Below are 22,802 nucleotides of genomic sequence, written 5' to 3' on the forward strand. Positions count from 1 at the left end.
GCCTTCGAACCTCGGTGACAACACCCCCCGGATCATGACGACTGGGGGCATGAATCATGCCGAGGTCCTCAGGCCAGCGACCCCTTCTATCCTGACGGATGTTGAGGCTACTTAAAAGGTAACGGGGTGGGGAGAGAGAAGAGCTCAGATTCCTGCCTCAGTTCGGCAACGGCTGTAGTAAGGTAGCAGCGGAATCGGTCATTGATGCAGAAAGGGCTGCCACGTCGTCTATGAGTACACCGAATCCGGGGCATGGGCAGAGGAACTGGTCAGAAGCCTGGCCTGCTCCCGCGATGTCGCTGACGGGTCACTCTCATTCTGAGTGGGGACATGCGCTCGGTCATCTGCCGACCGAAGACCCACGCGAGATTGCCGCACGGGCAAGGGAGGACTTGCTCCGTCGCCGGCGCGCAACGGATCGCGCTTCCTTGATAGGGTCGCATCCGCTGGAACGGAATGGGCACGGGAAAGCATTCGATGTTGCACGGAACTATCCCGGGACCTACCGCTCTGCGCGAGATCTGCAAGTGAATGTGTTTGGTGTGCCTAAGCGTCCCTTCGAGGTCATCACCGCCTCGGTGCTGGGGTTCATTGCTCCGTTCTTCGTTCTTGCGGCTCTCGTCTGGATGGCCTTCACCGGTGGGCGAGCGTTCCGGATCGTCGGCTGGGTGCTGCGAAAGATCGGAGACCTGACGGATACAGCGGTACTGTCCTGGGCCGGCGATCTATCGAGTGGAATCGCCACGGGGATCGTCGCAATCGCGTTTGTGGTCGGCCTCATCGTGATTGTGGGCTTCACGGCCTATGCATGGCGTCTGGCCGTCGGTCGTGGGCGTGCTCGTTGGGTGGCAATGGGATGTCTTGGCCTGGCCTTCGTGGTGATGACCCCGCTCAATCCGCTGTTGATCGGCTGCTTTCTGCTGTTCGGCACTGCGAGCATAGTGTTCGCCTTCTTGCCCCGCTCCTCGGCGTGGTTTGCCCGCGGCCGGTGATCGGACCAGGCAACACCATTGGGCGCCGTCGGTCAGGACGTCGGACGGGTCATTTGACCATCGAAATCGCCAGGGGGATCCTGTAGCCCTGGCCGCGATTGGCGGCGATAGCGCCATTGATGTGGAAGACGATGTTAACGATTGCCGCAGCCAGAAGAATCAGCAGGCCGACTCCCGTCAATGTGAATATTGAACCGATGAAGAAGATCGGGAACAAAGTCAGTTCGAAATTCAACGACTGGCGGGCATGTTCGCGAACGAACGGGGACTCGTCCTTCTTGACGAGGAAGAGGATGAGCGGCAGTAGCCAGCCCAGCAGGATGGATCCGATATGGGTCCAGACTGCAGTACTGCGGTCCGAGGGTGGTGTTTGCCAGAACCCTTCGGACCCGGTGCCGAAGGCTTGCGGCGGCAACAGCCGTGAGTCGTACAGCGCCTGGTCAGCTGCCGGGCCGTGGGCGCCTGGTGAGACCGAGTAGCTCTGCGGCACACCGTATGACGGTTGGGAACCATAAGGCTGCTGGGAACCATAAGGCTGCTGGGAACCGTATGACGGCTGGGAACCATAAGGCTGCTGGGAACCGTATGACGGTTGGGAACCATAAGGCGGTTGGAGTCCGGGTGCCTCAGGGTAATTCGGCGGCATCGGTCGCGGGTGGCTGTTGTCGGGCTGCTGGGGATTCTGTGTCATGAGCTTCCTTTCGATTCCTCCAGTCATCCACGTTACCGCAGATGTTGTCAACGCAGACTGTGTTGTCGACTTGCGTCGTCATCCTCCGTGCCTCGGGCGCCCCGATCAGCCGACAGTGACGAAGTCGATGAGCTCCTCGACCCGGCCCGACAGCGTCGGTTCGACATCGGCGATCGTCGTCACCTTTCCGAGGATGCGCACCCATCCGCGCGCGACATCGCGGTGATCGGCATGCGGCCAACCGATCCGACGCAGGATCCCCGTCTTCCAATCCTCTCCGCGAGGGACGACCGGCCACTCTCTGATGCCGACGACATGGGGTTTGACCGCCTGCCAGATGTCGACATAGGGATGACCGATGATGTGGACGACGTCGCGGTAGCGCGGATCGGCGCGTACCGCCTCGGCGATCTTCGACTCCTTTGTTCCATCGACCAGGTGGTCGGCGAGGACGCCGACCCGATGCTCGCGATCCGGACCGAAGGCCGCGAGTTTGTCGGCGACGTCATCGAGGCCGCCGAGGGGTTCGACGACCACGCCTTCGATGCGCAGATCATCACCCCAGATCTTCTCGACCAATTCGGCATCGTGCTTGCCCTCGACCCAGATGCGCGACCCACGTGCCACCCGCGCTTTGGCACCTGCCACCGCACGCGAGCCGGAAGCCGTTCGCCCGGGGGCCTGCGCTTTCTTCTTCGTCGGCAGCCGCAGATCGACCGGTTGCCCTTCCAGCAGGAAGCCCGGGCCCAGGGGGAACGCATGCACCCGGCCGTTGCGGTCCTCGAGATTGACGACGACACCGGCCGTGGTCTTCTCCGCTCCGACGACCGCACCGACATATCCGCTCATCGCATCTTCGAGCACCATGCCCAGGCCGAGTTCGACCGGGCGGGACTTCTTCGGACGGTGAGACGACGGTGAGGAGCCGGAGAGCACATCGGGGCCATAGCGATCAAAAACATTCACGGGACACCACCCTAATGAAGGAGCGTCGGGGTCGCGCGCAGACCCGCGGGACACCCCTGAAATGAAATCAGCGGTCGAGAGGCGTAGAATTGGCACTCAGTCGCAATGAGTGCCAGTTCGGGCATGCGGAGACCGACACGGGCACCGGGAACAGAGGCGGGGAGGAGGTCCGCGATGAACGACAGCAGACGAGCACAGGTACTGCGCGCCATCGTCGAGGACTTCGTCGCCACCAACGAACCCGTGGGATCGAAGGCGATCGTGCAGCGGCACACCCTCGGCGTCTCACCGGCGACGATCCGCAACGACATGGCCCAGCTCGAACACGAGGGCTACATCGCCCAACCGCACACTTCGGCGGGCCGGATCCCCACCGACCTCGGATACCGGATGTTCGTCGACTGCATCGACGAGTTCAAACCGCTGACCGGTGCCGAACGCAGTGCGATCTTCCAGCTCATCGACGGTGAAGTCGACCTCGACGGAATGCTCGACCGCACCGTACGCGTGCTGTCGGGGCTGACCCACCAGGTCGCCCTCATCCAATACCCGACGGTGTCCCGCGCCCGGATCAAGCACGTCGAGATCGTCGGCCTCGGACCGGGGCGGATCCTCGTCGTCCTCATCACCGACGCCGGACAGGTCGAACAGAAGTCCATCATCACCCCGACGCCGGTCGATGACGACGCCGTCCGCGGCCTGCGCGACCAGATCAACGCCGAGTTCGCCGGCCGCAAGCTCTCGCAGGTCCTCGGTTCCGCCCCCGGCGCCGAGGCGGCCGCGACTCCCGATCCTGCCGAGCCCGGGGCCCTCGACGATTCCGGACTGCAGCAGGTCCGCGCCGCCGTCGTCGACCTCGTCGCCGCCACTCGTGAAGAGCGCATCATCATGGCCGGCACCGCGAACCTCGCACGCTCCGGACGTGAGTTCGGTGAGAAGATGGGCCCGATCCTCGAGGCCTTCGAAGAACAGGTGGTCCTCCTCAAGCTGCTCACCTCGATGGCCGAAGACCAAGAGGAGATCAGTGTGCGCATCGGGCGTGAGAATACTCACGAATCATTGAGTTCGACTTCTGTCGTGGCCGCCGAATATGGTCATGAGGCGGGTTCCTCGGCCAGACTGGCGGTGCTCGGCCCGACCAGAATGGATTATCCGACGACGATCTCGGCTGTCCGGGCCGTCGCGAAGTACGTGTCCTCGATCCTCGATCGAGGGTAGGGCCGCTGAAGACGAAGAGCTGGAGGCGCCCGAATCAGGGCGAGACCATATCGGTGAGGACTGCGTGGAAGCGCGGTCGCCACCACCAAGAACTGAGAAGACCACTACGTCAGGGAGAGAGAAGTTTCTGTGGCCGATCACTATGAAACACTCGGAGTGTCCAAAGATGCTTCCGCGGCTGAGATCAAGTCGTCGTACCGGAAGCTGGCACGCAAGTACCACCCGGACGTCAACCCCGGTCACGAAGACGAATTCAAGGCCATCTCACTGGCCTACGATGTGCTCTCCGACCCGGAGAAGCGGCGCAACTACGACATGGGCGGCGGCGAGAACGGTCAGGGCTTCCCGGCCGGCGGCGGCTTCGGCGGCTTCGGAGACATCTTCGAAACCTTCTTCGGCGGCGGAGGGGGACAGGCCGCCGGTCCGATCCCACGCACCCAGCGCGGCAAGGACGCCCTCGTCGGAGTCAGCATCGACCTCAAGACTGCGGCCTTCGGCGGCACCGTCGATCTCGATGTGACCACCGCCGTCGTCTGCGACACGTGCTCCGGTGCCGGCACCCAGGAAGGCACGAAGATCGAGACCTGCAGCCTGTGCCACGGCGCCGGCAGCGTCCAGCGCATGACCCGCACCCTGCTGGGCCAGATGGTCACGAACCAGACCTGCAACTCCTGCCACGGATTCGGCACCGTCATCCCGAGCCCCTGCCTCAACTGCCAGGGCGACGGCCGCGTGCGCAAACAGCGGACCATGAAGATCCGCATCCCCGCCGGAGTCTCCGACGGCACCCGCATCCAGCTGTCCAGCCAGGGCGAAGTCGGACCCGGCGGCGGCCCCGCCGGCGACCTCTTCGTCGAGGTCATGGTCACCCGCCACGAGGTCTTCCACCGCGACGGCGACAACTTCCGTGCCGCGGTGTCCGTGCCGATGACCGCGGCCACCCTGGGAGCGACGATTCCGTTCGAGACCTTCGACGGCACCCAGGACCTCAACATCGCCCCGGGCACCCAGTCGGGCACGGTCGTCAAACTCGCCGGACTCGGCGCGGCCCGCCTGCGCTCGGAGACTCGTGGCGACCTGCTCATCACCGTCGACGTGCTCACTCCCGACAAGCTCGACGACGAGCAGCGCGAGCTGCTCGAGAAGCTGGCACAGCTGCGAGGGGAAGAAGCCCCCCGCGCGCAGATCACCACCGAGAGCCGCGGCGTGTTCTCCCGCATGCGCGAAAGGTTCGCCGGTCGGTGAGTCTTCCCGTCTTCCGCTCCGCCCTGGCCGCCGAGGCGGTCATCGGTCAGGTCCTCACCCTCGGTGAGGACGTGGCCGGACATGCGGTGCGGGTGCGACGGATCGGACCCGGTGAGCAGATCGACATCGTCAACGGGGCCGGTGCGCGAGCTCGTGGCACCGTCACGACCGCTTCACCGACGGACATCGCCATCGACGTCACCGCGGTGACGACGGAACCGCGGCCGGCTCCGCGGCTCGTTCTCGTCCAAGCCCTGGCCAAGGGCGACCGTGACCTGCAGGCCATCGAAACGGCCACGGAGATCGGGGTCGACGATGTCATCCCCTGGGCCGCCGAACGCTCGATCGCCGACTGGCCGGCGAAGAAGCGGGAGAAGATCGCCGCGAAATGGGAGAACCTGCTCAACGCCGCCTCCCTCCAAGCCCGGCGCTCCCACTTCCCGCAGCTGCACGAACTCGTTCGCGGCACGTCCCTGGCCCAGCGGCTCTCTGCTGCCGATGCGGTCTTCGTCCTCCACGAGACCGCGGAAGCGAAGCTGTCCACGGCACTCGAAGAGGTGGCGGCAGGGGAGGCACCCGAGCGCATCGTCTTCGTCGTCGGACCCGAGGGCGGTATCAGCGACAGCGAACTTGCGGCACTGAAAGACCGCGGGGCCACACCCGTGCTGCTGGGTCCGACCATCCTGCGCTCCTCGTCGGCGGGATCCGCCGGCCTCGTCATGGCTCAGAATTCATTGGGCCGTTGGTGAGCCATCGGACTAGGATGGAAGCACACTCCGGCGTCGCCGGTGACGGCACGCTCGCATGCAAAGGAACATTCTGGACATCACCCACCCCACCCCGAACCCTGTGAACACTCCCGACTCTCACGCGGCAGACACCGACGCCCAGGCAGACTCTCATGCCGCTGACTCCGTACGCCTCGTCATTCCCGACTCGATCGACCTCGTCGAATTCTTCGGGCCCGGGGAATCGAACCTGCGCACCCTCGAGAAGTCATTCGACGACCTCGACATCCACGTGCGCGCCAACCAGGTCCAGGCCGCCGGGGATCCGAACCGGGTCCAAGCCTTCGTCAGCGTCATCGGGGAGCTGAAGAAGCTCCACGCCGCCGGTCATCGGATCAACGATGAGACGATCGAACGGGTCACGAAGTTCTCCTCCGAAGGGGCGGCCGCCTCGGCGGTGCTGGGCACGAACATCCTCTCCACACGCGGAAAGTCGATCCGCCCGAAGACGATGGGCCAGCACGACTACGTCAAAGCCATCCGCAACCACACGATCACCTTCGGCATCGGCCCCGCCGGCACCGGCAAGACGTACCTGGCGATGGCGATGGCCGTCAACGCCCTCCAGCACAAAGAGGTCTCGCGGATCATCCTCACCCGGCCCGCCGTCGAAGCCGGCGAATCCCTCGGCTACCTGCCGGGCACCCTGAACGAGAAGATCGACCCATATGTGCGACCGCTCTACGATGCGCTCCACGATATGGTCGACCCGGAATCGATCCCGCTGCTCATCGAGACCGGCACGATCGAGGTCGCACCCCTGGCGTACATGCGCGGACGGACTCTCAACGATGCCTTCGTCATCCTCGACGAAGCGCAGAACACGACGGCCGAGCAGATGAAGATGTTCCTCACCCGCCTCGGCTTCGGCTCCCGGATGGTCGTTACCGGTGACATCTCCCAGATCGACCTGCCGGGCAAGACCCGCAGCGGACTCAAGGTCGTGCGCGACATCCTCGACGGGATCGAGGACCTGCAGTTCTGCGAACTGGGCAGCAAGGACGTCGTCCGGCATTCGCTGGTGACGAAGATCGTCGAAGCCTACGACCTGTGGGGAAGTGCCGAATGAACACCGAGATCCTCAACGAGACCGACGCCGAGGTGGACCTCGACGAGGTCGTGGCCCTGACCGAGTACCTCGGGGAGGCCCTGCACATGCATCCCGGTGCGGAACTGGCCGTGACCATGGTCGATACCGCAGCGATGTCCGAACTCCACGTCACGTGGATGGACCTCGAAGGTCCGACCGACGTCATGTCCTTCCCCATGGACCAGCTCCACCAAGGAGAGCCGGACAAACCGACCGAAGGTCAGATGGGTGACATCATCATCTGCCCCGAGGTGGCCGCCGCCCAAGCCGACGCCGCCGGCCATTCGACAATGGACGAGATCCTGCTGCTCACGGTGCACGGATTCCTCCACCTCCTCGGCTACGACCACGGTGAGCCCGAAGCGCGGGAGGAGATGTTCGCCCTGCAGCGGCATCTGCTGCTGACCTTCTTCGCCGCTCGCTACGACGGTCGCACCGACATTCCCACCCCCACCGAGGTCTGAGGTGTTCGCGTACTTCCTCGGTGCGGCACTGTGCCTCATCATCGCAGCCATCCTCTCGGCGGTCGATGCGGCTCTGCTCAACGTGTCCCACCACGCCGTCGAGGAGGCGAAGGAAGAGGGCAAGCGCGCGGCCGTGCGGGTGGAGAAGATCCTCGGCGACCTGCCGACGAACATCAACGTCATCATCTTCGTCCGCAACTTCCTCGAGGCACTGGCCACGGTCTTCATCGCACTGGCCTATGACTCCTACTACTCCGTGGGACCGCTCATGGTCTTCCTCACGGTACTCACCGCCTCGGTGGCGGTCTTCATCATCACCGGCGTGTCTCCGCGCACGATCGGCAAGCGCCGGTCGCTAGCCGTGTGCCTCAACCTCAGCTGGATCGTGCGCATCGTCCTCGTCGTCCTCAAACCGCTCACCCGCATCCTCGTCGTCCTCGGCAACCTGCTGACCCCGGACAAGGTGTACAAGGACGGTCCGTTCGTGACTTCTGAGCAGCTGCGCGACCTCGTCGAGAGGGCCAGCGAATCCGATATCATCGAAGACGGCGAACGCGAGATGATCCAATCGGTCTTCAACCTCTCGGACACCTCGGCGAACGAAGTCATGGTCCCGCGCACCGACCTCGTCACCGTCGACGCCGACGTGGGTCTGCAGAAGACGATGAACCTGTTCTTCCGTTCCGGCTTCTCCCGGATCCCCGTGTGCGGGGAGGACCTCGACGACGTCCGCGGCGTCGCCTATCTCAAAGATGTGGCCCGCCGCCTTCAGCTCCACCCGGACGACACCGACAAGCCGATCGGGACGCTGGCGCGCAGTGTGCTCTTCGTGCCCGAGACCAAACCGGCCGACGATCTGCTGCGACAGATGCAGCTGGACTCCACGCACTTGGCGATCCTCGTCGACGAATACGGCGGCACCGCCGGGCTTGTGACCATCGAGGACATCGTCGAAGAGATCGTCGGCGAGATCGAAGACGAATACGACAACGGCGATGACGAACTCGTCGCCGCCGAGGACGGATCCTTCGTCATCAGCACGCGCATGTCGATCTCGGACTTCGCCGAATACTTCGACGTGCGCATCGACGAAGATGATGTCAACAGCGTCGGCGGGCTGCTGTCGAAGCTCATCGACAGGGTGCCCATCGACGGTTCGCATGCGAGCATCGCCGGCCTCCATATCGAAGCCATGGAAGGCCAGGGCCGCCGCCACCGCATCACCCATGTGCGGGTCACCCGCACCGCAGACGACACCGCCGCCGAGGCGCAGACCGCCGCGGCAGGAAGCCCGGGGACGAAGGAAGAGGACTGACATGGAATTTCGCACAGACTATCCCGAGGGCTACCGTGCCGGGTTCGCCTGCTTCGTGGGACGGCCGAACACCGGCAAGTCGACGCTGACGAACGCCTTGGTGGGGGAGAAGGTGGCGATCACCTCGGCAAAGCCGCAGACGACGCGGCACACGATCCGCGGAATCGTCCACCGGGACGATCACCAGCTGATCCTCGTCGACACCCCCGGACTGCACAAGCCCAGGACGCTGCTGGGCTCCCGGCTCAACGACCTCGTGGCCACCACCCTCAACGAAGTCGACGTCATCGGCTTCTGCCTTCCCGCCGATGAGGCGATCGGTCCCGGCGACCGTTACATCGCCTCCCAGCTGGAGCTGCTCGACGGGCGGACCCCGATCGTCGCGCTCGTGACGAAAGTCGACCTCGTATCCAAGGACAAGGTCGCCGAGGCGCTGCTGGCCGTCGGCGAACTCGCCGACTTCGCCGACGTCGTCCCGGTCTCCGCGGCCGACGGTTTCCAGATCGACACCGTCGACTCCGTTCTCTCCTCCCATCTGCCGGAGTCGCCGCCGCTCTACCCCGACGGCGACCTCACCGATGAGCCGGAGGAGAAGATGATCGCCGAACTCGTCCGTGAAGCCGCCCTCGAAGGCGTCCGCGACGAACTGCCGCACTCCCTGGCCGTCCAAGTCGAGGAGATGTACCCGCGGGAGGGCCGCAGCGAGGACAATCCGCTGTGGAACGTCCACGTCAACCTCTTCGTCGAACGACCCAGCCAGAAGGCGATCATCATCGGCAAGGGCGGCAGCCGACTCAAAGCGATCGGTTCGGAATCCCGCCAGGGCATCGAACGCCTCCTTGGCACCAAGGTCTACCTCGACCTCCACGTCAAGGTCGCCAAGGACTGGCAGCGCGATCCCAAACAGCTCGGCCGACTCGGCTTCGACTTCAGCTGAGACGAATAGATCCGCTTCGGCGGACGAAGGCGCGCCGAAGCTGTGCGTGTGCGTCCGTCCACCTCGGTTCTCTGCGCCTGTGATGGTCCTCACCCGCTCGGGCCCGATTTCCGTCGGGCCCGCGGGCCTGCCTTAGACTAGGCCGAGTGAATGCCGAGCAGACTCTGGTCGCACTGAGCGACCGATCCCCACAGGTTGCCCCCGAAGAGCTCATCGCAGGCCTTGTCCCGCCGCCTCAGTTCGAGGACGTGTCCTTCGACAGCTATCGCACGGACCCCACCGAGCCCTCGCAGGCCGAGGCTCGGAGAAGACTCGAGCAATTCGCAGCACAGTCGAACTCGAAGGGGTTCTTCGGCAAGCTCTTCTCGAAGGGGAAGTCCGGTCCCAAGGGCGTCTACCTCGACGGCGGCTACGGTGTCGGCAAGACTCACCTGCTCGCGTCCGCGTGGCACGCCAATGAGAAGCCCGCCACCTTCGGCACCTTCGTCGAATACACGAACCTCGTCGGTGCTCTGGGCTTCGCCCGCGCCCGCGACGACCTGTCGCAGATGAAGCTCGTGTGCGTCGACGAATTCGAACTCGACGATCCGGGGGACACCGTGCTCATGTCCCGGCTCATGCGCGAACTCACCGATGCGGGCGTGAAGATCATCGCAACGTCGAACACCTTGCCCGGCTCGCTGGGAGAGGGCCGCTTCGCCGCTCAGGACTTCCTCCGTGAGATCCAGGCGCTGGCCGACCAGTTCGAGGTCTTTCGCATCGACGGTCAGGACTACCGCCACCGTGCGCTGAGCTCCCCGGCAGATCCGCTGCCGGCCGACGAGCTCGATGCGGCCACGGCGAAGCTCGAAGGCACCGTCGCCCGAGATGAGTTCTCCCAGCTGCTGTCTCATCTGTCGACGGTCCATCCGTCCCGCTACGGGCGGATGGTCGACGGCGTGGACTCCGCCGTGTGGGAGGACGTCACGACGATCGAGAACGAGAGCGTGGCGCTGCGCTTCGTCGCTCTGGTCGACCGGCTCTACGACCGCAACGTCCACATCGTCAACTCCGGTGTGCCGTTGGACAAGATCTTCACCGAGGAGTCTCTGGCCGGCGGCTACAGGAAGAAGTACATGCGCTGCCTTTCGCGGCTGACCGCGCTGTCATCCTGACTCCACCGCTGTCATCCTGACAGCGGCTCCGCACGTGCCCGTCGACCACGGTGAATGGTCGGCGGGCTCTGTGCATTCGGCCACCGTCGGGTCAGAGCTACCGGCGGGTGAGGGACGGCGGCGGGACTGCGACCTCGGCATGTCAGCGGCGTCGGCCAACTGTGCGGACGTGCGTGGCGGGTTCGGGTGCGCGGGGCGGACGTTCAGTGCAGACCGAGCAGTTCGAGCACGGCGAGATCCGGCACCCACCCCGGCAGGCCGGTGAGGCGCAGGGTGCACCAGACGATGAAGCCGACGAAGGCCGCGGTGACCGCGCCGACGGTCCAGCGCACCCACAGCCGCTGGGCCATGATCCAGCGCGTCCACCGCTCGACATTCACGCGCACGAAGTGGAGCAGTCTCCGCGCCCAATGGAATTCGCTGGAGATGACGAACAGGCCGATGATGACGATGAGCCATCCCGGACCGGGCAGGGGCACAAGGACGAGGCCGATGAGCACGATGAGTGTGCCGAGTCCGCCGACGATGCTGCGATAGATGCGGGCGGTGTGATGGTTCGCCAACACCATCCTGCGCCAGCGGAGGAAACCCAGACGCAGTTTCCGCCACGGTCGGGGGCCTTGGCGATGGTGGCGTGACAACCAGCCCTTGGGGCGGGCGCGGGGACGTTCGTCGTTCACCCCACCACTATAAGTTGGCCAGCCTGAATGCTGGATCTGCGCATGTGATCACGATCACCCGATTCCGATTTTGCGTATGCCGCCCCCTCCGTATAGAGTTGTATCTCGTTGCGAGGGAAACCCCGCAGCGAGAAATGCGGATGTGGCTCAGTTGGTAGAGCATCACCTTGCCAAGGTGAGGGTCGCGGGTTCGAGTCCCGTCATCCGCTCGGAGGCGTCATGGCACTGCCTTGGCGGTGGCGTGGCCGAGAGGCGAGGCAGCGGCCTGCAAAGCCGTATACACGGGTTCGAATCCCGTCGCCACCTCGGATGGTCAGCAGCAATGCTGACCGACCAGCGCGATTGGCGCAGCGGTAGCGCGCTTCCTTCACACGGAAGAGGTCACTGGTTCGATCCCAGTATCGCGCACAGGGACCCTCGGGTTCCGGTGCAACAAAAGAATAGAGCGCGATTGGCGCAGCGGTAGCGCGCTTCCCTGACACGGAAGAGGTCACTGGTTCGATCCCAGTATCGCGCACAGAAGAAGCCCCGGGCGATCCGCCCGGGGCTTCGTGCATCCCCGAAGACTCGTGAACATCCGGCTCTGTTGCAGGTTTGGAACGCGAACATCATGCAGTGGCATGCGGGTTTGCTAGTACGCTTGGCCTTGTATCTAACGACGATGACTTCGGAGCATTCATGTCTAATCCTCAGAACCCCTACGGTTCCGGTGACGGTTCGGGCGGGAACAACCCGAACGGCCAGAACCCGAACGGCCAGGACCCCAACGGTCAGAACCCGAACAACCAGCCGTCGAGCGCGCCCGGCTACGGCAACGACCAGAACGCGGGACAGCAGCCTCCCCAGTACGGATCCCAGCCGAACTACGGCCAGGGCGGGAATGACGGTTCGCAGGGGTACGGACAGCAGCCTCCGCAGTACGGTTCGCAGCCGAACTACGGTCAGCCGAACGACCAGAACCAGTACGGACAGCAGCCGAACTTTGGTCAGCCGAACGACCAGTACGGCCAGAACCAGTACGGCGACAGCCAGTACGGACAGGATCAGTACGGCCAGAGTCAGTACGGCCAGAACCAGTACGACGCCAATCAATACGGACAGCAGCCGGCCTACCCGGGAGCCGAAGGGTCGTCCGATCAATTCATCCCGGCCAACCCGAACGCCGCCTACGGGCAGTACCCCTCGGGCGGCGGCACCTCGAAGAACATCTGGGGCATCCTCGCACTCATCGGCGGCATCGTCGGCGTCCTCGGCGCCTTCGTCTTCGGCGGCGGCGCGCTCTTCGGCATCGCCGCGATCGTGTTCGGATTCCTCGGACTCTCTGCGATCAAGAAGGGCCTGGCGAACAACAAGGGCTTCAACATCACCGGCATCGTCCTCGGCGGGCTGTCGGTCGTCATTTCGATCGCTGTGATTGTGGCTACTGTGCTCTTTGGCGGCCTGTTTATTAATGCCGTAAACGACGCTGCTGAAGAGCAGAAACAGGAACAAAAGCAGGAAGAGAATCCATTTGCGGAGCCCAGCACTAATCCCCCGTCGACTCCAGCAAGCGACGGATCGAGCGGCTCCGACAGCGAAGACGCTGCGCCCGCTCAGGCCGGCGAGGTCGAGATCGGCACCGATGTCACCGCCGCGATCAATGTCCGCCCGGGCACTGCGGGAGAATACGCCTCCGGCGCCGAGTCGACGAATGGTGAGATCGCCATCGTGACGATGACCGTGAAGAACGACTCGAGCTCTGACGTGAAGATGACTCTGACGAATCTGACCGCCACAGATGGAGGCAGCAAGGAATACGACGACGTCTTCGACAGCGGAAACTACAAGGGCTCGCTGGCCTTCACCGATCCCGTGCCTGCCGGCGGCGAAACGACCTATGAGCTCGCCTTCGGTGTTCCCAAGGCCGAAATCGATGGGATGCACCTCAAGCTCAAACTCGTCGACGATCTCGGCAAGGGCAAGGACTTCGAGTTCTACAAGCAGTGATGCTGTGAACTCGTGGCGCCGAGGCGGCCGATCGGCACCTCGACGCTGCGACGCCGGCAGCGGCAGGCTCGGTCTGGGCGGCGGTCACACGACTGCCGCCCGACTGATCTGTCACTGCCGAAGTGGTACTAGAATCTAGGGGCGAGAAGTCCTCGATCCGGACGATCCCGGCCGGACTCAGACGAACACAGACGAACGGAGAAATCAGTGGCAGACAGCATCGACTGCGCGGGCGAGAGCATTCCTTGGAAAGAGGGGCTGACCGGAACGGAGATCTTCTCCACCGACCGCACAGTCGTCGCGATGTGGCTGAACGGCGAACCCGCCGATCTCAGCCGCGAACTGCAGCCAGGTGATCGGATCGCTCCGATCACCATCGACTCCGAAGCAGGACTCGATATCCTGCGCCACTCGACCGGGCACGTCACCGCCCAGGCTGTTCAGGAGCTCTTCCCCGGCACCAAGCTCGGCATCGGCCCCTACATCACCGACGGCTACTACTTCGACTTCGACGTCGCCGAACCCTTCACCCCCGAGGACCTCAAGGCCATCCAGAAGAAGGCCGCTCAGATCGTGAAGTCTGGTCAGACCTTCAACCGCGTCGTCGTCACCGAAGACGAAGCACGTCAGCGCATGGCGAACGAGCCGTACAAGCTCGAACTCATCAACGACAAGGGCTCGGGCTCCGACGACGGCTCCTCTGTCGAGGTCGGCGGCGCCGAGCTCACCGTCTACGAGAACGTCGACCGCAAGGGCGAAGTGGTGTGGCAGGATCTGTGTCGCGGCCCCCACCTGCCGAACACGAAACTCATCGGCAACGGCTTCGCCATCACCCGGTCCTCGGCCGCGTACTGGCGCGGCGACCAGGCGAACGCGAGCCTGCAGCGCGTCTACGGCACCGCCTGGGCGACGAAGGACGACCTCAAGGCCTACCAAGATCGCATCGCCGAAGCCGAACGTCGCGACCACCGCAGACTCGGTGCCGAACTGGACCTGTTCTCCTTCCCCGAGGAGCTCGGCTCCGGCCTGCCCGTCTTCCACCCCAAGGGCGGAGTGATCAAGCGGGAGATGGAGGACTACGTCCGCGCCCGTCACATCGCCGAAGGCTTCGAATACGTCGGCACCCCGCACATCTCGAAGGAGACCCTCTACTACACCTCGGGCCACCTGCCCTACTACGGGGAGAACATGTTCCCGGCGATGTCCGTCGATGAGGTCCGCGACGACTCCGGGGCCGTCGTCAAGGACGGCACCCCGTACCGTCTCAAAGCGATGAACTGCCCGATGCACAACCTCATCTACCGCTCCCGCGGTCGGTCCTACCGTGATCTGCCGCTGCGGCTGTTCGAGTTCGGCACCGTCTACCGCGACGAAGCTTCCGGCGTCATCCACGGTCTCACCCGTGTGCGTGCCCTGACCCAGGACGACTCGCACTCCTACGTCGCCCAGGAGGACGCGGCGAAGGAGATCCGCCACCTGCTCAACTTCGTGCTCAGCCTGCTGCGTGACTTCGGCCTCGACGACTTCTACCTCGAGCTGTCGACCCGTGACGAAGAGGGGAAGAAGGCAGAGAAGTTCATCGGCTCCGACGAGCAGTGGGCAGAAGCCACCCGCGTGCTCGAGGAGGTCGCCGATGAGACCGGTCTCGAACTCGTCGCCGATCCCGGCGGTGCCGCATTCTACGGACCGAAGATCTCCGTGCAGGCCCGAGACGCAATCGGGCGGACCTGGCAGATGTCGACCGTCCAGCTCGACTTCAACCAGCCCGAACGCTTCGGCCTCGAGTACGTCGCCGCCGACGGCACACGCAAGCAGCCGGTGATGATCCACTCCGCGAAGTTCGGGTCCATCGAACGCTTCCTCGGCGTGCTCACCGAGCACTACGCCGGCGCTTTCCCCGTGTGGCTGGCACCCGTCCAGGTCACCTGCATTCCCGTGGCCGAGGAGTTCAACGACTACCTCGTCGAGGTGGCCGAGCAGCTGCGCGCGGCAGGTGTCCGAGTCGAGATCGACGACAGCGACGACCGCTTCGGCAAGAAGATCCGCAATGCCTCGAAGTCGAAGGTGCCCTTCACCCTCATCGCCGGCGGCGAGGACCGCGAGGCTTCGGCCGTGTCCTTCCGGTTCCGCAGCGGTGAACAGGACAACGGCGTTCCCGTCGCCGAGGCGGTGCGCCGCATCCTCGACGCGATCGAGACCAAGGCCCAAGTATGAGCGAAGGCCGCGAGGACGCGACCGTGCAGGACAACAGCGGCGGCCGCCTCGGTGAGGGGATTCCCTATCCCGAGGCCGCCGCCGGGTTCCCCGGTGAGCCCGACGGCTTCCAGCGCCTGTGGACCCCGCACCGGATGGTCTACATCGACGGTCAGGACAAGCCGAAGGATGCGGGGGAGTCCCAATGTCCGTTCTGTTCGGCTCCGTCGAAGACCGACGCCGAGGGGCTCATCGTCGCCCGCGGCGAGACGGTGTTCGCCGTGCTCAACCTCTACCCGTACAACCCCGGCCACCTGCTCATCTGCCCCTACCGGCACGTGGCCGACTACACCGATCTCACCGCCGACGAGACGAACGAACTCGCCCGGTTCACGCAGAAGGCGATGCGCGTCATCCGCGCCGTGTCCGGCCCCCACGGATTCAACCTGGGAATGAACCAGGGCCCCGTCGCCGGTGCCGGCATCGCCGCGCACCTGCACCAGCATGTGGTGCCGCGGTGGGGTGGAGATGCGAACTTCCTGCCCGTGATCGCGCAGACGAAGGCCCTGCCGCAGGTGCACGCCGATGTGCAGGCGCGGCTGTCAGAAGAATGGAACAGATGAACCCCGAAGACCTCGACACACTGGCCGAATACTCCTCACCCGTGCTGCGCGGCGACGAAGCCGTCATCACGATCCGCAGACCCGACCTCGAATCGAACAGCTACCTGTCCCAGCTGTTCACCCTGACCGCAGACGACTCGCGTCGGCTGACGCATGCCTGGCACGATACGTCCCCGCTGGTCGGCCCGAATTGGTCCGGATACCTCAGCGCGGAGAAGAAGTCGGCTCCGCAGCTCCACGTCGGCGCCACCCTGGAGACGGCGCACCAGATCACGGACAGCCACCTCGGCGTGTCCGAATTCGCCCTCGACGATGCAGGATCCCGCGCCCTCTACATCGCCCGCGCCGCCGAGCCCGGCCGCTACGGTCAGGACGAGGACATCCCCGCCGCCGAGGAGGCCCCGCGCCGGATCACCTCCGCGGCCTATCTGAGCAACGGCCTCGGGTACACGAACGACCGACCCGCCCGCGCCTTCCTCGTCGATCTCGCCGAACCCGGAACGGGCACGGTCGGAATCCGCGGTGCCGGGGAAGTTCCGCTCTCAACGCTTCTGAACGCACCGGTGACCGATGTCCACGATCCGCAGTTCTGCCCATCCGGAACCCGGATGTCCGTGGTCTCGGCACTCCACCCCGACGAAGGCCAGCCGGATCTGCGTTCGACGGTGTGGCTGCTCGGGGGCGAGGAGCCGACCCCGCTGCAGCTGCCGCGGATGAGCGTGAGCATGCATATCTGGCTCGACGAGGACTCCGTTCTGCTGATGGGAAATGATCTCACCCGCGATGAACTCGACTTCGTCGGACAGATGCCCGGGCTCTACGTCCACGAGCTGCGCACCGGAACCACACGGCGCCTGACCGACCCGGAGACCGTGGCGCTGGCCCCCATCCGCCCGCAGATCCGCGGGGGAGCGGCCATCGCCGTCATCGACACCGATGGGGCGTCCCGGCTCGTGAGCATCGACCTTGGCGCCGAGGAGATCGGCATCGACGAACTCGACTTCCTCAGTGATGACACGACCGTCATCAACGGCTTCGACATCGCGGATTCGACTCTCGTGTTCACCGGGGCGACCCCGAACTCACCTGCTGTGCTCGGCAAGATCGAACTCGACTCCGCCGCGGCCGCGGTCATCGTCAAGGAACACCCGGCACCGGCGAACTCCGTGACCCCGCAGGTCCTGCGCGTCGACGGCGAGGGCGGCTCCATCACCGGATGGTTGGCCACGCCGGAAGGACAGGGACCGTTCCCCGTCATCCTCAACATCCACGGCGGACCCTTCGCCCAATACACACACTCCTGGTTCGACGAGACCCAAGTGCTCACCTCGGCCGGCTACGCGGTCGTGTACTCGAACCCCCGCGGCTCGGGAGGCCGCACCCGCAGCTGGGGCACCGCGGTCCAAGGCGATATGGCGGCCCCGGCGATGTCCGATGTGCTCGCCGTGCTCGACTGTGCCCTGGAGACCGAACCCAACCTCGACCGGAATCGGATCGGCATCCAAGGCGGCTCCTACGGCGGCTACCTCACCGCCATGACCATCGCCGCCGACCACCGCTTCCGCGCCGCGATCGTCGAGCGCGGATACCTCGATCCCGACAGCTTCGTCGGCACCTCCGACATCGGACGCTTCTTCACCGAGGAGTACACGAGCCGCAGCCGCGAGGCCATCGCCGCCCAATCGCCGCTGGCCCACGCAGACCAGGTCGGAACCCCGACCCTGGTGATGCATTCGGAACTCGACTTCCGGTGCCCGCTCGAACAGGCCCAGCAGTACTATGCGGCTCTGCAGCGAGCCGGAGTCGACACGGAGATGCTCATCTTCCCCGGGGAGAACCACGAGCTCTCCCGTGCCGGGCAGCCACGCCATCGTCGACAGCGCTTCGAAGCCGTGCTCGACTGGTGGGACCGACAGCTGGCGGCCCCCGCCGGACGGGCATGACCGTCGAGTTGGTCGGGAAGGCACGGTGCCGGTATCGTGCTCTCGACCCCTGTCGCGCTCTTGCCGAAAACCCCCAGCATCATTATTCTGCAAACACCTGCGTCCCCTCGTCGTCGACCACTGGAGAACCATGAAACCTCGTAAAGCCTCAAGGGTCGTATTACTCAATGAGCGCGACGAGGTTCTCCTGATCAGGGCCCAGGATCTGCTGACCCCGAGTCACCAATGGTGGATGACCTGCGGCGGCGGCTCCGAACTCGGCGAATCGGCCGCACAGACGGCGGCTCGCGAACTCGCCGAAGAGACCGGCATCGAATGCGAGCCGCACGAACTCATCGGCCCCCTGGCCACGCGTGACGAGGTCTTCAAGTTCACCGAGAAGTCACTGCGTCAGCTCGAGACCTACTTCGCGTTCCGGACGGCAGAGGACATCGAGCTCGAAGATGCGGTGTGGACGGACATCGAGAAGCGCAGCCTGCTGGAATTCCGGTGGTGGACCCGTGATGAACTCATGGCGACGACCGAAACGATCTATCCGAAGAATCTGCTCAGCCTCATCGATCTGGCGACGACCGGATCAGTGCCCGAGGTGCCGCTGGTCATCGACTGATGCGGCCCCACCCGCACTGCTGATGCGGCGGGGACGGGCCCGGTCAGAGCGGAGAGCCTCGAGGAGCGTATAGACTTGAGGGGCTGTAACTACAGGAAGGAACACCAGTGGCAGGTCATTCCAAATGGGCAACGACTAAGCACAAGAAAGCGGCCATCGATGCCAAGCGCGGCAAACTCTTCGCCAAGCTGATCAAGAACATCGAGGTTGCGGCTCGCAACGGTGGACCTGACCCCGACGGCAACCCGACGCTCTTCGACGCCATCCAGAAGGCGAAGAAGAACTCGGTCCCCGCAGACAACATCACCCGCGCGGTCAAGCGCGGAGGCGGCCTCGACGGCTCGGGCGTCAACTACGAGACGATCATGTACGAAGGCTACGCCGATGGCGGAGTCGCCCTCCTCATCGAATGCCTCACCGACAACCGCAACCGTGCCACCTCCGAGGTCCGCGTGGCCGTGACCCGCAACGGCGGTTCGATGGCCGACCCGGGCTCGGTGACGTACAACTTCAACCGCAAGGGCGTCATCATCGTCAACGCCGCGGAGACCGACGAAGAATCGATCCTCCTGGCGACCATGGACGCCGGTGCCGAAGAGGTCAAGGACGAAGGCGAGAAGTTCGAGATCATCTGCGAGGCCACCGACCTCGTGGCTGTGCGGACGGCACTCGTCGACGCCGGCATCGACTACGACTCGGCCGAAGCCTCCTTCGTGCCCGGTCTCGAAGTCAGTCTCGATGCCGAGACCGCACAGAAGGTCTTCACCCTCATCGATGCGCTCGAAGACTGCGACGACGTGCAGAACGTGTACTCGAACGCCGATGTCAGCGATGAGGTCCTCGCCGAACTCGACGCCTGATGCGCATCCTCGGCGTTGATCCCGGACTCACCCGCTGCGGGCTCGGTGTCATCGACACCCTGCCCGCACGGAAGGTGAAGATGGTCGCCGTCGACGTGCTGCGGACCCCGTCCGCGGACTCCGTCGACCTGCGCCTCGGATCCATCGCCGAGGCGTTCGACCAATGGTTGGACACCTACCGACCGGACGTCGTCGCCATCGAACGTGTCTTCGCCCGCAACGACGTCTCGACGATCATGGGCACAGCGCAGGTGTCCGGGCTGACGATGGGACTGGCCGCCCGCCGTGGCCTGCCCGTGGCCATGCACACGCCCTCGGAAGTCAAAGCCGCGACCACGGGCTCCGGTCGCGCCGATAAGAAGCAGGTCACCACCATGGTGACGCGGATCCTCGGGCTCGACTCCCCGCCGAAGCCCGCCGACGCCGCGGATGCACTGGCGATCGCCATCTGCCATTCCTGGCGCGGGGCGCTGTCGGCGCAATCGACTCCGGGCAAGAACAAGGACCTCACCGAACGCAAGGCCGGCGGTCGGGAGGGCTCTGGGCTGACGAAGGCCCAGCAGCAGTGGGCAGACGCCATGCGCAAGGCCAAATAGTCGCCGGAACCAACGGCATCGCGGGGTCTCTGGCGTGCCGGGACGAACGGTCAGCAGCGTTACTGCTAACCTGGATTCGTACACGTGTTCCCACCTGAAAGGCAGTCCGTGATCAGTTTCCTCAGCGGTACGGTGCATCGGATCGCAGCTGACCACCTCGTCGTGCTCACCTACGGGGTCGGCCGCAAGGTCCACGTCACCCCCGACACCCTGGCGAGCACCCGACACGGTGCGGAGATCGAACTGGTCACCAGCCTCGTGGTGCGCGAAGACTCGATGACGCTCTACGGTTTCGCCACCGAAGACGAGAACCACACCTTCGACGTCCTCCTCTCCATCTCCGGCATCGGCCCCCGCCTGGCCATGGCGATCCTGTCCGTTATGGGCCCCGACGAGCTCGCCGCCGCGATCGCGAATCAGGATGCGAACGCGCTCACCCGGGTTCCCGGCATCGGGAAGAAGGGCGCATCGCGGATCATCCTCGAACTCGAGAACAAGCTGCCGAAGCTCACCGCCTCGAGCCCGGGACCGACCCTGTCCTTCGGCGGCGGCAACCAGCAGGTCGTCGACGCCCTCGTGGGACTCGGGTGGAAGGAAGCACAGGCCGAGCAGGTCGTCGCCGACGTCGTCGAGGAGACCGGTGCTGAGGCCGGGACCTCCGTCATCCTCAAGGCCGCGCTCAAGGTGCTGGGTGCGAAGAAATGACCGGATCGTTCGAACCCGGAACAGGCGGCGATGGTGTCGACTCCTATGAGATGGAATTCGGCGATCAGTCGATGACCGGCGCCGAACGCGACCGTCTCGTCTCCGGGCAGGCCGAGACGGCCGAACGCGACGCCGAGGCGGCACTGCGGCCGAAGGGCCTGGCCGACTTCATCGGTCAGCCCCAGGTGCGCGAACAGCTCTCACTCGTCCTCGACGCGGCGAAGGCCCGGCAGAAGGCGCCCGACCATGTGCTGCTCTCCGGCCCACCCGGGCTCGGCAAGACCACACTGGCGATGATCATCGCCCACGAGATGAACGCGAGCCTGCGTGTGACCTCCGGTCCGGCCGTCCAGCACGCCGGGGACCTCGCGGCCATCCTGTCCTCACTCGAAGAGGGCGAAGTGCTCTTCATCGACGAGATCCACCGGATGGCGCGCGCTGCCGAAGAGATGCTCTATGTGGCGATGGAGGACTTCCGCGTCGACGTCATCGTGGGCAAGGGACCCGGAGCCACTGCCATCCCGCTCGACCTCCCGCAGTTCACTCTCGTCGGAGCCACGACCCGCTCCGGACTGCTGCCGGCGCCGCTGCGTGACCGTTTCGGTTTCACCGCTCTCCTCGACTTCTACTCCAGCGTCGATCTGCTCACCGTGCTGCAGCGTTCGGCCCGGATGCTCGGCATCGAGGCGGATCTCGCCGGGCTGAAGGAGATCTCCACCCGCTCCCGTGGGACCCCGCGCGTTGCGAATCGGCTGCTGCGTCGCGTCCGCGACTGGGCGCAGGTGCGCGGCAGCGGCGTCATCGACGAGGAGGCCGCGGTGAATGCGCTGCGTGTCTACGAAGTCGATACGCTCGGGCTCGACCGCCTCGATCGATCTGTCCTCCACGTGCTGTGCAAACGCTTCGGCGGGGGACCGGTGGGTCTGGGAACACTGGCCGTCTCCGTCGGAGAGGAAGCCGATACCGTCGAAACGGTGTCCGAACCGTACCTCGTGCGCGAAGGGCTCATCAGCCGCACTCCACGCGGACGTGTGGCCACCTCGGCAGCCTGGAAGCATCTGGAAATGCAGATCCCAGCAAACTATGAGTACTGAACCCCGCAAATGAGTTCGCCTTGGACAGTGAGGACGAACTAAGCTGGTTCACTGGTTCATTCATATGAAAGGCTGATATCTGTGGATTTGTTGATCCCTCTTGCGCTTGCCGCGCTGCTGATCTTTTTCCTATTCAATTCTCGACGTAAGCAGAAGGCGCGTGCGGAGCAGATCAAGACGGGTCTGGTGCCCGGAGCGACCGTGATGACGACCTTCGGCGTCTTCGGCACCGTGCTGTCGATCGACGAGGAGAGCAACCAGGTGACCATCGAATCGGGTCCCGGCACCGTTCTGCGCGTCCACCGCCAGGCCATCGGCCAGATCGAGAACCCCGAGGCTGCCGCCGCAGCCCCCGTCGACGCTCCCGTCGCCGACGCTGCTGAGACGGACGTCGATGTCGACGACCAGGACGAGAAGCCGGCGATCACCGATGCCGAACTCGACGCCATGAACGCACGCAAGCGCGCCGAACAGGATGCCCCTGACGACGATGCCGTCGCCGCCGAGGACGATGAGGCCGCGGCCTCCGACTCCGATGCCGGGGACTCGGCTGAGGCCGAAGACGCCGCCGAGGCGGATGCCGAGTCCTCCGATTCGGACTCCGACAAGAACAACTGACTCGTCCTCGCACTCTGCTCCCAATCGAAAGCTG

At 64.8% G+C, this 22,802-nt stretch carries 22 protein-coding genes and 4 tRNA genes; 23 read left to right on the forward strand and 3 right to left on the reverse strand.

The window, feature by feature from the left end:
- Nucleotides 1-542: 542 nt before the first annotated feature.
- The gene (locus EB836_RS16635) at nt 543-992 is read left to right on the forward strand and encodes a hypothetical protein (RefSeq protein WP_135542407.1); all 450 of its coding nucleotides are present in this window, start codon (nt 543-545) and stop codon (nt 990-992) included.
- 49 nt (nt 993-1,041) lie between these two features.
- Here EB836_RS16635 and EB836_RS16640 read toward each other — a convergent pair whose 3' ends face one another.
- Together EB836_RS16640 and EB836_RS16645 are read right to left on the reverse strand one after the other, a co-directional pair.
- On the reverse strand, nt 1,042-1,683 hold the full coding sequence (locus tag EB836_RS16640) for a DUF4870 domain-containing protein (protein WP_135542408.1): 642 nt from the start codon (nt 1,681-1,683) through the stop codon (nt 1,042-1,044).
- A 105-nt stretch (nt 1,684-1,788) separates the two neighbouring features.
- Nucleotides 1,789-2,649 (reverse strand): DUF3097 domain-containing protein, encoded by an 861-nt coding sequence (locus EB836_RS16645; RefSeq protein ID WP_205683402.1) that lies wholly within the window; start codon nt 2,647-2,649, stop codon nt 1,789-1,791.
- A gap of 174 nt (nt 2,650-2,823) precedes the next feature.
- Between EB836_RS16645 and hrcA the strand changes: the two genes are divergently transcribed.
- The 8 genes from hrcA to zapE all read left to right on the forward strand — a co-directional run bounded on the left by hrcA (nt 2,824) and on the right by zapE (nt 10,860).
- Nucleotides 2,824-3,867 (forward strand): heat-inducible transcriptional repressor HrcA, encoded by a 1,044-nt coding sequence (gene hrcA, locus EB836_RS16650; protein WP_135542410.1) that lies wholly within the window; start codon nt 2,824-2,826, stop codon nt 3,865-3,867.
- A gap of 129 nt (nt 3,868-3,996) precedes the next feature.
- Nucleotides 3,997-5,112 (forward strand): molecular chaperone DnaJ, encoded by a 1,116-nt coding sequence (gene dnaJ / locus EB836_RS16655; protein ID WP_135542412.1) that lies wholly within the window; start codon nt 3,997-3,999, stop codon nt 5,110-5,112.
- Nucleotides 5,109-5,861, forward strand: a complete 753-nt coding sequence (locus tag EB836_RS16660; RefSeq protein ID WP_135542414.1) for a 16S rRNA (uracil(1498)-N(3))-methyltransferase — start codon at nt 5,109-5,111, stop codon at nt 5,859-5,861. The genes dnaJ and EB836_RS16660 overlap by 4 nt, the downstream gene beginning before the upstream one ends.
- A gap of 55 nt (nt 5,862-5,916) precedes the next feature.
- Nucleotides 5,917-6,969, forward strand: coding sequence for a PhoH family protein (locus EB836_RS16665; RefSeq protein WP_135542416.1), 1,053 nt, complete (start codon nt 5,917-5,919; stop codon nt 6,967-6,969).
- A complete protein-coding gene (gene ybeY / locus EB836_RS16670) occupies nt 6,966-7,454 on the forward strand; it encodes an rRNA maturation RNase YbeY (RefSeq protein ID WP_135542418.1) in 489 nt (162 codons plus the stop codon). Before EB836_RS16665 ends, ybeY begins: the two co-directional genes overlap by 4 nt.
- Before the next feature lies 1 nt (nt 7,455).
- A complete protein-coding gene (locus EB836_RS16675) occupies nt 7,456-8,769 on the forward strand; it encodes a hemolysin family protein (protein ID WP_135542420.1) in 1,314 nt (437 codons plus the stop codon).
- A gap of 1 nt (nt 8,770) precedes the next feature.
- Nucleotides 8,771-9,706: a GTPase Era gene (gene era, locus EB836_RS16680; RefSeq protein ID WP_135542422.1), complete on the forward strand. Its 936-nt coding sequence runs from the start codon at nt 8,771-8,773 to the stop codon at nt 9,704-9,706.
- A 146-nt stretch (nt 9,707-9,852) separates the two neighbouring features.
- Nucleotides 9,853-10,860, forward strand: coding sequence for a cell division protein ZapE (gene zapE, locus EB836_RS16685; protein ID WP_135542424.1), 1,008 nt, complete (start codon nt 9,853-9,855; stop codon nt 10,858-10,860).
- Nucleotides 10,861-11,063: 203 nt separating this feature from the next.
- Here zapE and EB836_RS16690 read toward each other — a convergent pair whose 3' ends face one another.
- Complete coding sequence (locus EB836_RS16690; RefSeq protein WP_240690104.1) at nt 11,064-11,540, reverse strand: PGPGW domain-containing protein; 477 nt, start codon at nt 11,538-11,540, stop codon at nt 11,064-11,066.
- Between the two features lie 136 nt (nt 11,541-11,676).
- On the opposite strand from EB836_RS16690, the gene EB836_RS16695 reads away from it, so the two are divergent.
- From EB836_RS16695 to EB836_RS16760, 14 genes are all read left to right on the forward strand, one after another.
- Nucleotides 11,677-11,749, forward strand: a tRNA-Gly gene (locus EB836_RS16695).
- Between the two features lie 26 nt (nt 11,750-11,775).
- Nucleotides 11,776-11,846, forward strand: a tRNA-Cys gene (locus tag EB836_RS16700).
- A 30-nt stretch (nt 11,847-11,876) separates the two neighbouring features.
- Nucleotides 11,877-11,948, forward strand: a tRNA-Val gene (locus EB836_RS16705).
- A 37-nt stretch (nt 11,949-11,985) separates the two neighbouring features.
- A tRNA-Val gene (locus EB836_RS16710) sits at nt 11,986-12,057 on the forward strand.
- Nucleotides 12,058-12,218: 161 nt separating this feature from the next.
- Nucleotides 12,219-13,526: a DUF4190 domain-containing protein gene (locus EB836_RS16715; protein ID WP_135542426.1), complete on the forward strand. Its 1,308-nt coding sequence runs from the start codon at nt 12,219-12,221 to the stop codon at nt 13,524-13,526.
- A gap of 207 nt (nt 13,527-13,733) precedes the next feature.
- Complete coding sequence (thrS, locus tag EB836_RS16720; protein WP_135542428.1) at nt 13,734-15,740, forward strand: threonine--tRNA ligase; 2,007 nt, start codon at nt 13,734-13,736, stop codon at nt 15,738-15,740.
- Nucleotides 15,737-16,342, forward strand: coding sequence for an HIT domain-containing protein (locus EB836_RS16725; protein ID WP_135542430.1), 606 nt, complete (start codon nt 15,737-15,739; stop codon nt 16,340-16,342). The genes thrS and EB836_RS16725 overlap by 4 nt, the downstream gene beginning before the upstream one ends.
- Nucleotides 16,339-18,285, forward strand: coding sequence for a S9 family peptidase (locus EB836_RS16730; RefSeq protein WP_135542431.1), 1,947 nt, complete (start codon nt 16,339-16,341; stop codon nt 18,283-18,285). The genes EB836_RS16725 and EB836_RS16730 overlap by 4 nt, the downstream gene beginning before the upstream one ends.
- Nucleotides 18,286-18,415: 130 nt before the next feature.
- A complete protein-coding gene (locus EB836_RS16735) occupies nt 18,416-18,895 on the forward strand; it encodes an NUDIX domain-containing protein (RefSeq protein ID WP_135542433.1) in 480 nt (159 codons plus the stop codon).
- A gap of 107 nt (nt 18,896-19,002) precedes the next feature.
- Nucleotides 19,003-19,755, forward strand: coding sequence for a YebC/PmpR family DNA-binding transcriptional regulator (locus tag EB836_RS16740; protein WP_135542435.1), 753 nt, complete (start codon nt 19,003-19,005; stop codon nt 19,753-19,755).
- Nucleotides 19,755-20,351, forward strand: a complete 597-nt coding sequence (ruvC, locus tag EB836_RS16745) for a crossover junction endodeoxyribonuclease RuvC (protein ID WP_135542437.1) — start codon at nt 19,755-19,757, stop codon at nt 20,349-20,351. The genes EB836_RS16740 and ruvC overlap by 1 nt, the downstream gene beginning before the upstream one ends.
- A 108-nt stretch (nt 20,352-20,459) precedes the next feature.
- The gene (gene ruvA, locus EB836_RS16750) at nt 20,460-21,056 is read left to right on the forward strand and encodes a Holliday junction branch migration protein RuvA (protein ID WP_135542439.1); all 597 of its coding nucleotides are present in this window, start codon (nt 20,460-20,462) and stop codon (nt 21,054-21,056) included.
- A 50-nt stretch (nt 21,057-21,106) separates the two neighbouring features.
- Nucleotides 21,107-22,150, forward strand: coding sequence for a Holliday junction branch migration DNA helicase RuvB (gene ruvB, locus EB836_RS16755; protein ID WP_135542462.1), 1,044 nt, complete (start codon nt 21,107-21,109; stop codon nt 22,148-22,150).
- 81 nt (nt 22,151-22,231) lie between these two features.
- On the forward strand, nt 22,232-22,768 hold the full coding sequence (locus EB836_RS16760) for a preprotein translocase subunit YajC (protein ID WP_240690106.1): 537 nt from the start codon (nt 22,232-22,234) through the stop codon (nt 22,766-22,768).
- The last annotated feature ends 34 nt before the right edge of the window (nt 22,769-22,802 follow it).

The organism is Brevibacterium sp. S111, assembly GCF_004745075.1.
GTDB lineage: Bacteria > Actinomycetota > Actinomycetes > Actinomycetales > Brevibacteriaceae > Brevibacterium.